This is a genomic window from Streptomyces sp. NPDC051051, assembly GCF_040682975.1.
GTDB lineage: Bacteria > Actinomycetota > Actinomycetes > Streptomycetales > Streptomycetaceae > Streptomyces.
Window position 1 is genome coordinate 24,353 of sequence record NZ_JBFBCB010000002.1, and the last position, 12,102, is coordinate 36,454.

The following is a 12,102-nucleotide window of genomic DNA, read 5'->3' on the forward strand; positions in this document are numbered from 1 at the left end:
GTGCGGGACCGGGGCATGGCATCCGATCCCGGGCTGCTGCGGCTCGCGGCCGGCCTGCGGACGGTCGGCGCGATCACCCTCACGCTGGCCGTGCTGTCCCTGCTGGACGCGGACGTCACGCATCTGGTCGCGGGGGCCATCGCGGCGATGGTCGCCACGTTCGCCGTCCGGGAGAAGCAGCGGGGGCCGCAGGCGGTGACCCTGGCGCTGGGGCTGCCGGTGGCGCTGGCCTCGGTGTCCCTGGCGGCGCTGCTGAGTTCGCACGTGGTGGCCGGTGACGTCTTCTTCGTCGTGCTCATCTTCTGCGCGGTGTACGGACGCCGGTTCGGCGACCGGGGCACCGCGCTCGGGCTGATCGGCTTCCAGGTCTACTTCATGTCCCTCTTCGTGGGAGCCACCCCGCGTCTGCTGCCGGGGCTCTGGGGGGTCCTCGCCCTCGCCTTCGCGGGCAGCGCGCTGGCCCGGTTCGTGCTGGTGCCGCAGACTTCGGCGGGGATCCTGCTGCGGCTGCGGCACGCCTTCCGGGCGCGGCTCGCGCAGCTGCTCGACGCCCAGCTGGAACTGCTCGACGCCGGCCCGGACGACGTGGAGAAGTCACTGGCGCACGTGCGCACGGGCACCGCCCGGCTGCACGAGACGGCGATGATGATCCAGGGCCGGCTGGAGGAGGGCACGCCCGACGAGGCGACGGCCCGGCTGGTGCAGCGCCGGATCGCCGACGCGGAGATCGCCGCCGAGCGGCTCGGACTGCTCCTGCTGACGGCACGCGGCGCCGAGCGCGCGGACACCCTGACCCTGCACCTGCCGGGCGCGCCCCTCCCCGAACGCGGGCGCCTGCCGATGCCGGAGGAGGAGGCGACGGACGTGCTCCGCCGCGATCTGCGGGCCCTGCGCCTGCTGGTCCGGCGTCCGGTCGCCGACGGCACCGGGCTCGCGCAGGTCCGCAACCGCCTGCTGGGCTACCGCGACGAGGAGCACCTGCCGCCCGCTCCCCCGGCCGTGCGGGACGTCTTCCGAGGCGTCGGTGAGAGTGCCCGCGCGGTGCTGGGGCTGCGCCTCGCGCTCGACGGACCGCAGGACGAGTCCGACGACAGCCCCGAGACGGCCCGCTCCCGGGAGGAGCTGGACGCGGAGGACGCGGCGATCGGCGGGGAGGAGTCCGACGAGGAGACCGCGGAGAAGCCCACGGGGCTGCGGCGCCCCACCACCCGCGCGGCCGTCCAGGTCTCCGTCGGCTCGGCGCTGGCCATCGTCGGCGGCGAACTGCTGTCCACCCACCGCTGGTACTGGGCGGTCCTCACCTGCTGGATCGTCTTCATCAACACCGCGTCCACCGGGGAGATCCTGGTCAAGGGCTACCGGCGGCTGCTCGGCACCGCCCTCGGCGTGGTCGCGGGGATCGGCCTGGCGGGACTGGTCGGCCACCACACGTGGACGGCGTTCGCGGTGGTGCTGCTGTGCGTGTTCGCGATGTTCTACACGGCGCCCCTGTCGTACACCCTGATGTCGTTCTTCGTCACCGCGGCGCTGGGCGTGCTGTACACGCTGCTGCACACCTACAGCCTGGACGTGCTGGTCCTGCGCGTGGAGGAGACCGCGCTGGGGGTGGCCAGCGGGGTGGTCGCGGCGGCGCTGGTGCTGCCCGTGCGCACGGACCGGCGGACGGACGAACTGCTCACGACCGTCCTCGACCGGCTGACCGACGTCACCGGGGCCGCCGTGGAACAGCTCAGCGGCGGGCCGCCGGCCGAGCTGCTGGACCGGGCCCGGGAACTGGACCAGGCCCTGTCCGACCTGCGCTCCGCGATCCAGCCGCTGACCCACCCGGTCACCCCGCTGCGGACCCGGCGGGACACCGCCCAGTACGTCGTGGCCCTGCTGGAGACCTGCGCCTACCACGCCCGGTCACTGGCGGCCACGGCCGAGCTGCTGCCCACCCACCCCTCGATCGCGGCGGACCCCCGGCTGCGCGGCGCCGGCCGGCGCATCCTGCGCAACATCGACGCCATCGCCGCACGCGTCGCCGACGACCGCAGCACCGCCGAGGTCCGCACCGGCCCCAGCGTCGCCTCCCTCCTCGACCCGGGCACCCCCGGCACCCCCCGCTACGGCCGCGTCACCGACCGCGTCCTACGTCACCTGCAACGCCTGGACGAAGCGGTCGCGGGCCTGGCCCGGCCGCTGGGGGTCCCGGTGGCCTCACCGGCGAGGTGAGGCCGGGCCCGCGCCCGACGGCGGCTGAGGGCCCGAGCCCCGGCGTCGAGGGAGGGGCGGGGGAACGGGGGCCCGGGCAACGGGGCAGTCGGGCCGAGCCCCGGACGAGCCGCCGCGGCGGCTCCCCCACGGACAAGGCACGGGCGCCCGCCCCGGCGCCGGTCGGCGTCGGGAGCGGGCGCCCGGGCGGGGCCGCTGAGGGGCGGGGTCAGAAGTCCGTCGGCAGGCCGCTCGCCGCCGCGATGCCCCGGAGTGCCTCGGTGTCGTTCTGGCGCTGTTGGATGCAGCCGGCGATCTCGGCCAGGCGGCCCGGATCGGAGGCGGTCTCCGCGTCGGTGACCACGCGGACCGGGCCGGTTCCGTCGACCTGGATCTCGACGAGCTGGTTGTCCAGTCGGCCGGTGACGGCCGTGGCGATGACCAGGGCGGCCTCGTCACGGATCTCCTGGGGCAGCTCCTCGGTCTCCTGCGGATCGAGCGCGAAGTCGAGGGTCTCGGCGGATTGTTCGTCCAGGGCGCGCAGTGCGGGTGAGACGACCTTGAGCAGCATCGCGAAGTCCTCGCTGTCCATGCGGACGCGCAGGAGGTCGAGGTACATGTCCACGGGCCGTCCGTCCGGCGGGAACTCGGATTCGTTCATTTCCCCCGGGTTCCCTCCGCCGGCGCGTTCAGACCTTCCGCCAGCGAGCCATCGCGAAGGAGAACAGCCCGAACAGCACCAGGCCGACCGCCACGCAGGCCAGCAGCCACGGTCCGGCGGGCGTCTCGGCGAAGGAGCGCAGGGTGTCGTCGAGCCCCTTGGCCTTGTCGGGCTCGTAGTCGACGGCCGCACGGACGGCGAAGGCGCCGGCCGCCGCGAACACCAGGCCGCGCGCCGTGCCGCCGCCCACCCCGGTGACGTCCACGAGGCGGCGTACCCGCGCGGACATCTGGCCGAGCCGCAGGTGCTTGTGGTACTTGCGCAGGAGGGCCCGGACGCCTGTCCAGATGCCGCCGACGATGATCCCGACACCGGCCGCGCCGACGATCCACCGGCCCCCGGGAAGCTCGAGCACGCGGGCGGTGACGTCACGCGACTGCTCGTCGCTCGACCCTCCCCCGTCGCCCGATCCGGCGGCGAAGGCGAGCACGGAGTAGGCGACGAAGGAGTAGAAGACGCAGCGGACGAGCGCGAGCAGACGCTTCTTCGCCTTGCGGCCGTCCGGTCCGACCGAGCCGAAGACCACCTCGGACAGCCGCCACAGCGCCATGCCGACCAGCCCGATCCCGAGGGCCCACAGCAGGACGGAGCCGAAGGGCTGGTCGGCGATCTCGGCGAGGGCGCCCTGGCGGTCGGCCTGCTTCTTCTTGTTCTCGCCGAAGGCGATCCGGAGGGCCAGCGCCCCGACGAGCAGGTAGATCACTCCGCGCGCGGCCAGTCCGGCCCGCGCGGCCCCCTGCGTGACCGAACCCCGCGCGGCGCGCTCGGCCTCCATACGGCCGTTGCGCGCCAGGGCACTCGCGTTCATGTCAACCTCCTGGAAGAGTCTCGGAGACCCGGATGCCCCGGCTTCGGCACCGCACACACGGGCCGCACACACGGGCCCCACGCGGGCCACACACCCGGGCCGCACACCCGGGCGCCGCACGCGCGGGCCGTGCTCTCAGGCGCCACGCCCTCAGGCGCCGTACACACGTGCGCCCCGCCGCGGGGGGCCGCGGCGGGGCGTCGGGGGCCGGCCGGTCAGGCGTACACGTGCGGCCCGTCGCCGGTGCTGCGGCCGGCGGTGGTGGTGTCGGTGTCGGTGGCCGCGGCGAGCCAGCTCCGGGCTACTTCCAGGGCCCGGGTGACCTCGCGGGTCCCGGTGGAGACGCACAGCGTGTAAGCAAGGTCCTGCGCCCGCGTGTCGACCGCGGTGGATCCGCCGGCCGTGGCGGCCTCGTACTCGGCGACGAGGGTGCGCAGGACGGCGGGGTGAGGCATCAGCATCAACGACTGCTCCTGGTCCGGAACGGGTGGGATACGTACGGCCCTCGGGCCGGTTCAGCGGCGTTCGCCCGGTCGCCCCAGGGCTTCCTGGCGCACCTGGGCGCAGCTGCGGCTGATGAGCCGCGAGACGTGCATCTGGGAGATGCCGAGCCGGTCGGCGATGCGGCTCTGGGTCATGTCCTCGAAGAAGCGCATGTAGAGAATGGCCCGCTCGCGCTCCGGCAGCCGGCGCAGGCTCTCCTTGGCGGACTCGCGGTCGACCACGATGTCGTAGGAGGTGTCGGGCCCGCCGAGGGTGTCCGCGAGGCTGTAGCCGTCGTCCCCGGCGGGGAGTTCGGCGTCCAGCGACAGGGTGCTGAAGCTCTCCAGGGCCTCGAGGCCCGCGGCGACCTCGTCCTCGGTGAGTCCGGTGTGGGCGGCGAGGTCGGCGGTCGACGGCTCGGGGGCGCCGGGCGTCTGGGCCAGCTCGCGCCGGGCGACGCGCACCTTGTTGCGCAGTTCCTGCACCCGGCGGGGGACCCGCAGGGCCCACATCCGGTCCCGGAAGTGCCGCTTGATCTCCCCGGTGATGGTGGGGACGGCGTAGCTCTCGAAGGCCCCGCGTTCCGGGTCGAAGCGGTCGACGGCCTTCACCAGGCCGAGTGCGGCCACCTGCCGGAGGTCCTCGATGGCCTCACCGCGGTCGCGGAAGCGGCCGGCGATGCGGTGGGCCATGGGCAGCCAGGCGGTGACGATCCGGTCGCGTACGGCGTCCCGCTCGGGACCCTCCTCCATCGTGGTCAGCCGGATGAAGAGGGCGGTGGTGTCGGGAGCGTCGTCGTGGGTGCGACGGGACTGGGCGGTGGTGTTCGAGGCTGATGCGGCGGGACGGGTTGTCGCCATGTCGATGAGCATGCGGAATCGCTCCTGAACGGTGGAGTCAGGGGGAATGACCATGGGAAGGGCCGCTGCCGTCCGAGGCGCCGGAGCGCCCCGGAGCGGTCGTACCGCTCCCCTGGGCGCGCCTCCGGTCCGAAGCACGAACGTCCATCTGCCCTGGGTCCGGAGGAACAAACTCCGGTGTCGGGAAACCTCTCCGGACGACCGGTGCGGCCGTGGCAGCGGGTCCGGACACGGGGCCTCGGCGACGATCAGGCGGCGGTCGGGGGCGGCGGCCGTGGCAGGGGACGGCAGCGGGTCAGGAGACGGGGACGACGACGGTGATGCGCTTGCCGCCGGACGGCAGGCCGGACACCCGGACGTCGCAGGCCAGCCGGCAGACGATCGGCCAGCCCCGGCCGCCGGGCCGGCGCCGCCCCTGGTCGTCGAGCGGGTCGGCGACGACGGGCAGCCGGTCGCTGCGGTCGCTCACGGAGACCCGCACGGCCCACCCGTCGATGTCCACGTCGAAGTCGGTGATGCCGCCCCCGTGGAGGATGGCGTTGGAGGTGAGTTCCGAGGCGACGAGCAGCGCGTCGGAGACGGCTTCCTCGTCGTAGGGGCTGCCGGTCGCCCCGCCCCGTCCGTCGAGTGCGCGCCGTATGGCGCTGCGGACGTCGGACGGCCGGCAGGGCCCGTCCCCGTGGCAGTGCACCGGGGGCGGCGCGTCGGCGCCGTGCGTGCCGTCGATGCGATCGGGCCGGTACGCGCGGTCCGGCCGGTCGGTCCCGTCGGTCTTGCTGGTTCGGTCGGTCTTGTCGGTGCGGTCGGTCCGGTGGTTCGCGTTCGCACGCATCCTTTCGCTCTCCTGACGTCCTCGACTGGTCTGGTGGACCCTCTCCCCCCGCCGGCCGGGCACGGCCCTCTCATTCCGGCTGGCCCCCGAAAGCCCGGCCAAACCTGCCTTTCCGGGCATTCCACGGTATTCGGCAGGTCGTCGACGACGGCCAGGGGCGGTCATCCGGGGGAACGGGGTCATCGACGGGCCTCCCGGGGGTAGGCGGAGTGCATGACGGATGTCGTGGACTCGGACGAACTGCTGCGGCGCATCCAGCGCGCCAGGGCCTGCGCGCGCGAGGAGCTGCGGAACCTGCGGTCGCGGAGCGAGGATCTGGGGCGCACCGATCCCGACGCGGCGCGCGAGGCGCACCTGCGGAGCCTGGCGTACGAGGCGGTCCTGGACGTGCTGGACGAGATCGTGACCCCGGGGCATCACGCGGGCGCCACCTGACCGACGGTTTCCGCGGACGCCCGATTGGCGGGCGACGGTGCGGGCACCCGGCTCCCCATGTCGGTCGATCACACGCGCGCACCCGTACTGGAAGCCCTCGTCGAGTACCACCGCCAGGGGCGGCTGGCGTTCTCGCCGCCCGGACACAAGCAGGCGCGCGGCGCCGACCCCGACGTACGGGCGGTGCTGGGCGACGCGGTGTTCCTCGGTGACGTCCTGGCGTCCGGCGGGCTCGACGACCGGCTGACCCGGGATCGGGTCCTGGAACGCGCCGAGGAGTTGATGGCGGACGCCGTCCACGCCGAGCACACCTTCTTCACGACGTGCGGGAGTTCCCTGTCGGTCAAGGCCGCGATGCTGTCGGTGGCCGGGCCGCACGAGAAACTGCTGATCGGGCGGGACGCGCACAAGTCCGTGGTGTCGGGCCTGATCCTCGCCGGGATCGAACCGGTGTGGGTGGAGCCGCAGTGGGACGCCGAGCGGCATCTGGCGCATCCGCCGTCCGCCGCGAGTTTCGAGAAGGCCTTCGAGGTCCACCCCGACGCGAAGGGCGCCCTGGTCACCAGCCCGACGCCGTACGGCGCCTGCGCGGACCTGCGGGCGATCGCCGAGGTCTGTCACCGCCGCTCGCTGCCGCTGGTCGTGGACGAGGCGTGGGGTGCGCATCTGCCCTTCCACCCGGAGCTGCCGTCCTGGGCGATGGACGCGGGTGCCGACATCTGTGTCACCAGCGTCCACAAGATGGGCAGCGGCCTGGAGCAGGGCTCGGTCTTCCACCTCCAGGGCGATCGCGTCCCGGCGGAGCTGCTGAAGACGCGTGCGGATCTGCTGGGCACGACCAGCCCGTCGGTGCTGCTGTACGCCGGGATGGACGGCTGGCGGCGGCAGATGCGCCTGCGCGGCGAGGAGTTGATGGGCACGGCCCTGGAGCTGGCGGCCGAGGTGCGGGCGGCCGTCGAGCAGATCGACGGCATGCACGTCGACGACCGGGCGGACTACTGCGGTCCGGGCCTGGCCGACGACTTCGATCCGCTGCCCGTCGTCATCGACCTCGAGGGGCTGGGCGTCTCGGGTTTCCAGGCGGCCGACTGGCTGCACGAGCACCGGTCGGTCGACGTCCATCTGTCCGACCACCGACGGATCGGCACCCAGATCACCCACGGCGACGACCGGGCGACGACCGGGGAGCTGCTCGCGGCCCTGAAGGACCTCGCGCGTGCCGCGCCGGACCTGCGGCCGGCGCCCCGCACGCAGGTGCCGCCCCCTGCCGAACTCCGTCTGGCACAGGCGCTGTTGCCGCGGGACGCGTTCTTCGGTCCGGCCGAGCACGTCCCGTTGCCGAAGGCGGCCGGCCGGGTCGCCGCGGAGATGATCACGCCGTATCCGCCCGGCATCCCCGCCGTCCTGCCCGGTGAGCGGCTCACCGAGCCGGTGCTGCGCTATCTGCGCTCGGGGCTGGAGGCGGGCATGAACCTGCCCGACCCGACGGACCGGCGGCTCGACACGATCAGGGTGGTCGCGCGCGACGCGGAGTGAACGGAGCGGGGCCGACGGGCGGGGAAGTGAAACAGGTCACGTGACCGGGTTTTGGTTGCGCGAAAAGCGTCGGAATGGTTTACGGTTCATTCAGTGGTCGCGGAGTCGAGTTCTTCTCCTCTGCATGCCGCATGCGACGGCCCTGGCTGGCTTCCCCCGTCCAGCCAGGGCTTTCGCATGCCCGCCCGCGAAACCTCCCGCCGCCGAGGTGCCCGGGGCGCCCGCAGCGGCTGAAATGGGCATAGGGCCTCGAGGCCTCAGGGAACACCCCGGAACCATCGCCGGCGAGGAGCCCCGTGCCATGACCAGAGCGACGAAGCTGCTGACCGCCCTCCCCCCGCCCCAGCGCCAGCGCCTGATGACCCTCGCCCGCGAGGTGTCCTTCCCGGAGGACACCAGGATCTTCGAGGCGGGCGGCACGGCCGACCGCTTCTGGGTCCTCCGCTCCGGGGCGGTCTCCCTGGACCAACAGGTGACGTCCGTACAGCGAGTCACCGTCGCCAGTCTGGGCGCCGGCGACCTGCTCGGCTGGTCCTGGCTCTTCCCGCCGTACCGGTGGGACTTCGGCGCGGAGGCGTTCAGCCCGGTCCGCGCCTACGAGTTCGAGGCCCGGGCGGTGCTCAAGCTGTGCGAGGAGGACCCCGCACTCGGCCTCTCCCTGGTCCGTATCGTGGCCGAGATCCTCGCCCACCGCCTGGAGACCACCCGGGGCAGACTGATGGAGCAGTACGGCATGAACCGCCGCAGGATCATCTGATCCGGACGACGGAACCTAGACCCGGTAGCGCCGCAGGGCCGGTACCGCGCACGCCAGGCCCAGCATGACGGCGACGACCAGCAGGCCGCCGCCCGTCATGGCCGTGCGCGGGCCGAAGGCCGCGCCCGCCGTGCCGTGGAGGACGTCCGCCAGGCGCGGGCCGCCCGCGACGACGACCGTGAAGACGCCCTGCATGCGGCCGCGCATCTCGTCGGTGGCCGCGGACAGCAGGATGGCGCCGCGGAAGACCATGGAGACCATGTCGGCGACGCCCGCCGCGGCCAGGAACACCACCGCGAGCCACAGGCTGCCGCTCAGCCCGGAGCCGGCGATCGCCGCGCCCCAGGCGACGACCGCGCCGATGACCATCCAGCCGTGCCGGCGGGCCCGCGAGAAGGTGCCGGAGAACAGCCCGCCCAGCACCGCGCCGAGGGGGACGGCCGCGAACAGCAGGCCGAGCGCGAGGCCCTCGCCGTAGGGCGCGTAGGTCTCGGCGGCGAGCTGCGGGAAGAGGGCGCGGGGCATGCCGAAGACCATCGCGACGACGTCGGCGAGGAAGGACAGCAGCAGCACCTTGTGCCGCGCGATGTAGCGGAACCCCTCCAGGATCTCGCGCAGTCCCGCGCGCCGGACGGCCGAGCCGTCGAGCGGCGGCAGCGCGGGCAGCCGGGCGACGGCCCACAGCGTCACGCACAGGGCGAGCGCGTCGAGCAGGTACAGCTCGGGCAGGCCGATGACGGGTATCAGGGCACCCGCGAGGAGGGGGCCGGCGACCAGGCCGGTCTGCATCACGGTCGAGCCGAGGGCGTTGGCGGCGGCCAGCTCGCCGGCCGGGACGAGCCGGGCGATGGAGGCGGTGCGGGCCGGCGCGTTGAGGCCGAAGAACGCCTGCTGGGTGGCGAGCAGCACCATCAGCACCGCGACCGAGTCGAGTCCGGCGGCGGCCTGGAGCCAGAACAGCACGGAGGTCACGGCGATGCCGGTGTTGGTGATCAGCAGGAGCCTGCGCCGGTCCATGCTGTCGGCCACCGCGCCGCCCCACAGCGCGAACACCACCAGGGGCAGCAGTCCGGCGACGCTCGCGTAGCCGACCCAGGCGGAGGAGCCGGTGATGTCGTAGATCTGCTTGGGTACGGCGACGGCGGTGAGCTGGCTGCCGACGGCGGTGACGACGGTCGAGGACCACAGCCGGCGGTAGGCGGGCCGGCGCAGCGGGCGGGTGTCCATCGCCCAGCGGCGCCAGCCGCGCCGGACTGCGTCCGGCGGGTCCTGCGGGTCCGGCGGGCGGCCCGGCTCGGAAGCGGTCCGGGCCGCCGCTTCGGTTCTCGCCTCGGGTGCGTCGCTGCTCTCGCTCGTGTCCACGGAGTCCCTGGTTGCTCGATACATCTTTCTGGTCCGGGGGTCACTATCGCAGCTCGGCCTGTGGCGGCGCGGACGCTCAGGCGCCGGCGATCAGGGTGGCACCGAGGGTGATCATCGTGGCGGCGACGAGTCCGTCCAGGACGCGCCAGGCGCCGGGCCGGGCCAGGAAGCGGCCGAGCAGCCGCGCCCCGAAGCCCAGCGCGGCGAACCAGCACAGGCTGGCCACCGCCGCCCCCAGGCCGAAGGTCCAGCGCAGCGGGCCGCGGTCGGCGGCGGCGGTGCCGAGCAGGAAGACCGTGTCGAGGTAGACGTGCGGGTTGAGCCAGGTCATCGCGAGGCAGGTGAGCACCGCCCGCCGCCGGGAGCCGGCGGCCTCGCCCGCCGTCTCCAGGGCGCCGCCCGGCTTGAGCACCCGGCGGGCGGCGAGGGCGCCGTAGCAGAGCAGGAAGGCGCCGCCGAGCCAGGCGACGGCGGTGAGGGCGCCGGGCCAGGCCACCACCAGCGCGCCCACCCCGGCCACCCCGAGGGTGATGAGGACGGCGTCGGACAGCGCGCAGATCGCGACGACGGCGAGGACGGCGTCCCGGCGGATGCCCTGGCGCAGGACGAAGGCGTTCTGGGCGCCGATGGCGACGATGAGGGAGAGACCGGTGCCGAAGCCGGCCGCCGCGGCGGCGAGGGAGGTGGACATGACGTCCACGCTAGGGAGTGAATCACTGCGGTACCAGCTAAGGATTCTTACCTATCATTAGCGATCGTGATGACAGATCTTCCCCTCGACCAGGTGCGCACCCTGCTCGCCGTGGTCGACGAGGGCACCTTCGACGCCGCGGCCGCCGCACTGCACGTGACGCCGTCTGCGGTCAGCCAGCGGGTGAAGGCGCTGGAGCAGCGCACCGGCCGGGTCCTGCTGCTGCGCACCAAGCCGGTGCGGCCGACGGAGTCCGGGGAGATCGTCGTACGGTTCGCCCGGCAGCTGGCCCGGCTGGAGCGCGACACGCGGTCCGAGCTGGGCATGAGTAGTGCCGGAGAGCCGACGCGTGTGACGGTGGCGGTCAACGCGGACTCGCTCGCCACCTGGTTCCTGCCCGCCCTCACCCGCGTACCGCGCGAGCCGCCGTTCTGCTTCGAACTGCACCGGGAGGACGAGACGCGGACGGCGGAACTGCTGCGCGAGGGCCTGGTGATGGCCGCGGTGACCTCCCTGCCGGACGCCGTCACCGGCTGCTCGGTCAGGTCCCTGGGCTCGATGCGCTACTTCGCGGCCGCGAGTCCCGACTTCGCCGCGGCGTTCCTCGACGGCGCGCCGCTGGGCGAGGGGCTCGCGCGGGCGCCCGTGGTCACCTTCGACCGCCGCGACGACCTCCAGGACGCGTTCGTACGGCGGTTGCGGCGCGGCCCCGACGGCGCGAGCCGGCTGCGGCACGCCGTGCCGACCTCGGAGGGCTTCCTCGACGCGGTGGTGGCCGGGCTCGGCTGGGGCATGGTGCCCGAGTTGCAGGCCCGGAAGCTGCTGACGGCCGGGCGTCTGATCTCCCTCGTACCGGAACGTCCCCTCGACGTCCCCTTGTTCTGGCAGCAGTGGAAGCTCGACTCCCCCGGCCTGGCCGCCGTGACGACCGCCGTCGCGGAGACGGCGGCGAAGACCCTGCGGGGCTGAGCGGATGGCCGGGGCCGCGGCCGCCGATCCGGGCGGCGCGGTTTCACTTCGACCCTGCCGGTGACCCGATCAGGAGCAAGTATCCGGAACCGCACACGACTTCGATCGCAGGTGACTTCGATGGACGACTGGCGACAGAGCGCCGCGTGCCGCCATGAGGACCCGGAACTCTTCTTCCCGATCGGCACCTCGGGTCCGGCACTCCTGCAGACCGAGCAGGCGAAGGCCGTCTGCCGGGGCTGCCCGGTGCGGGACCAGTGCCTGGAATGGGCGATGGAGACCGATCAGGGCCTCGGCGTCTGGGGCGGCACGAGCGAGACCGAACGGCGCGCCCTCAAGCGGCGCATCAAGGCACGCCGCAGTTCGTGATCCCCGCGGGGGCGGGCCGGTTCTGACCGGCCCGCCCCCGCGGCAGGCCCGCTGCGGAGCCCTCTCCTCGCGCGCCGCGCCGACCG

Annotated in this window: 13 protein-coding genes; 6 read left to right on the forward strand and 7 right to left on the reverse strand. The window is 73.7% G+C overall.

From position 1 onward, the window contains the following. Window positions 1-15 precede the first annotated feature (15 nt). Complete coding sequence (locus AB0N31_RS01775; protein WP_366056336.1) at window positions 16-2,214, forward strand: FUSC family protein; 2,199 nt, start codon at window positions 16-18, stop codon at window positions 2,212-2,214. 208 nt (window positions 2,215-2,422) lie between these two features. Here the strand turns inward: AB0N31_RS01775 and AB0N31_RS01780 are convergent, their stop codons facing one another. The 5 genes from AB0N31_RS01780 to AB0N31_RS01800 form a co-directional block, all read right to left on the reverse strand. Continuing rightward, complete coding sequence (locus AB0N31_RS01780) at window positions 2,423-2,854, reverse strand: hypothetical protein (RefSeq protein ID WP_366056337.1); 432 nt, start codon at window positions 2,852-2,854, stop codon at window positions 2,423-2,425. A gap of 28 nt (window positions 2,855-2,882) precedes the next feature. Beyond that, window positions 2,883-3,722 (reverse strand): DUF1206 domain-containing protein, encoded by an 840-nt coding sequence (locus tag AB0N31_RS01785; RefSeq protein ID WP_366056338.1) that lies wholly within the window; start codon window positions 3,720-3,722, stop codon window positions 2,883-2,885. Window positions 3,723-3,937: 215 nt separating this feature from the next. Beyond that, on the reverse strand, window positions 3,938-4,183 hold the full coding sequence (locus tag AB0N31_RS01790; protein ID WP_366056339.1) for a DUF5133 domain-containing protein: 246 nt from the start codon (window positions 4,181-4,183) through the stop codon (window positions 3,938-3,940). A 54-nt stretch (window positions 4,184-4,237) separates the two neighbouring features. Further along, window positions 4,238-5,077: a SigB/SigF/SigG family RNA polymerase sigma factor gene (locus AB0N31_RS01795; RefSeq protein ID WP_366056340.1), complete on the reverse strand. Its 840-nt coding sequence runs from the start codon at window positions 5,075-5,077 to the stop codon at window positions 4,238-4,240. A 283-nt stretch (window positions 5,078-5,360) separates the two neighbouring features. Continuing rightward, window positions 5,361-5,897: an ATP-binding protein gene (locus AB0N31_RS01800; RefSeq protein WP_366056342.1), complete on the reverse strand. Its 537-nt coding sequence runs from the start codon at window positions 5,895-5,897 to the stop codon at window positions 5,361-5,363. A gap of 213 nt (window positions 5,898-6,110) precedes the next feature. On the opposite strand from AB0N31_RS01800, the gene AB0N31_RS01805 reads away from it, so the two are divergent. From AB0N31_RS01805 to AB0N31_RS01815, 3 genes are all read left to right on the forward strand, one after another. Next, complete coding sequence (locus AB0N31_RS01805) at window positions 6,111-6,332, forward strand: hypothetical protein (RefSeq protein WP_366056343.1); 222 nt, start codon at window positions 6,111-6,113, stop codon at window positions 6,330-6,332. Window positions 6,333-6,389: 57 nt separating this feature from the next. Next, window positions 6,390-7,868 carry an aminotransferase class I/II-fold pyridoxal phosphate-dependent enzyme gene (locus AB0N31_RS01810; RefSeq protein ID WP_366056344.1) on the forward strand — a complete coding sequence of 493 codons (1,479 nt, stop codon included), beginning with the start codon at window positions 6,390-6,392 and terminating at the stop codon, window positions 7,866-7,868. Between the two features lie 301 nt (window positions 7,869-8,169). Further along, window positions 8,170-8,625 carry a cyclic nucleotide-binding domain-containing protein gene (locus tag AB0N31_RS01815; RefSeq protein WP_366056345.1) on the forward strand — a complete coding sequence of 152 codons (456 nt, stop codon included), beginning with the start codon at window positions 8,170-8,172 and terminating at the stop codon, window positions 8,623-8,625. A gap of 15 nt (window positions 8,626-8,640) precedes the next feature. Here AB0N31_RS01815 and AB0N31_RS01820 read toward each other — a convergent pair whose 3' ends face one another. Together AB0N31_RS01820 and AB0N31_RS01825 are read right to left on the reverse strand one after the other, a co-directional pair. Next, the gene (locus AB0N31_RS01820; protein WP_366056346.1) at window positions 8,641-10,011 is read right to left on the reverse strand and encodes an MFS transporter; all 1,371 of its coding nucleotides are present in this window, start codon (window positions 10,009-10,011) and stop codon (window positions 8,641-8,643) included. A gap of 52 nt (window positions 10,012-10,063) precedes the next feature. Next, the gene (locus AB0N31_RS01825; protein WP_366056347.1) at window positions 10,064-10,678 is read right to left on the reverse strand and encodes a LysE/ArgO family amino acid transporter; all 615 of its coding nucleotides are present in this window, start codon (window positions 10,676-10,678) and stop codon (window positions 10,064-10,066) included. Between the two features lie 69 nt (window positions 10,679-10,747). On the opposite strand from AB0N31_RS01825, the gene AB0N31_RS01830 reads away from it, so the two are divergent. Beyond that, window positions 10,748-11,647, forward strand: a complete 900-nt coding sequence (locus AB0N31_RS01830; RefSeq protein WP_366056348.1) for a LysR family transcriptional regulator ArgP — start codon at window positions 10,748-10,750, stop codon at window positions 11,645-11,647. A 120-nt stretch (window positions 11,648-11,767) separates the two neighbouring features. Beyond that, window positions 11,768-12,016 (forward strand): WhiB family transcriptional regulator, encoded by a 249-nt coding sequence (locus tag AB0N31_RS01835; RefSeq protein WP_363089942.1) that lies wholly within the window; start codon window positions 11,768-11,770, stop codon window positions 12,014-12,016. Window positions 12,017-12,102: the final 86 nt, after the last annotated feature.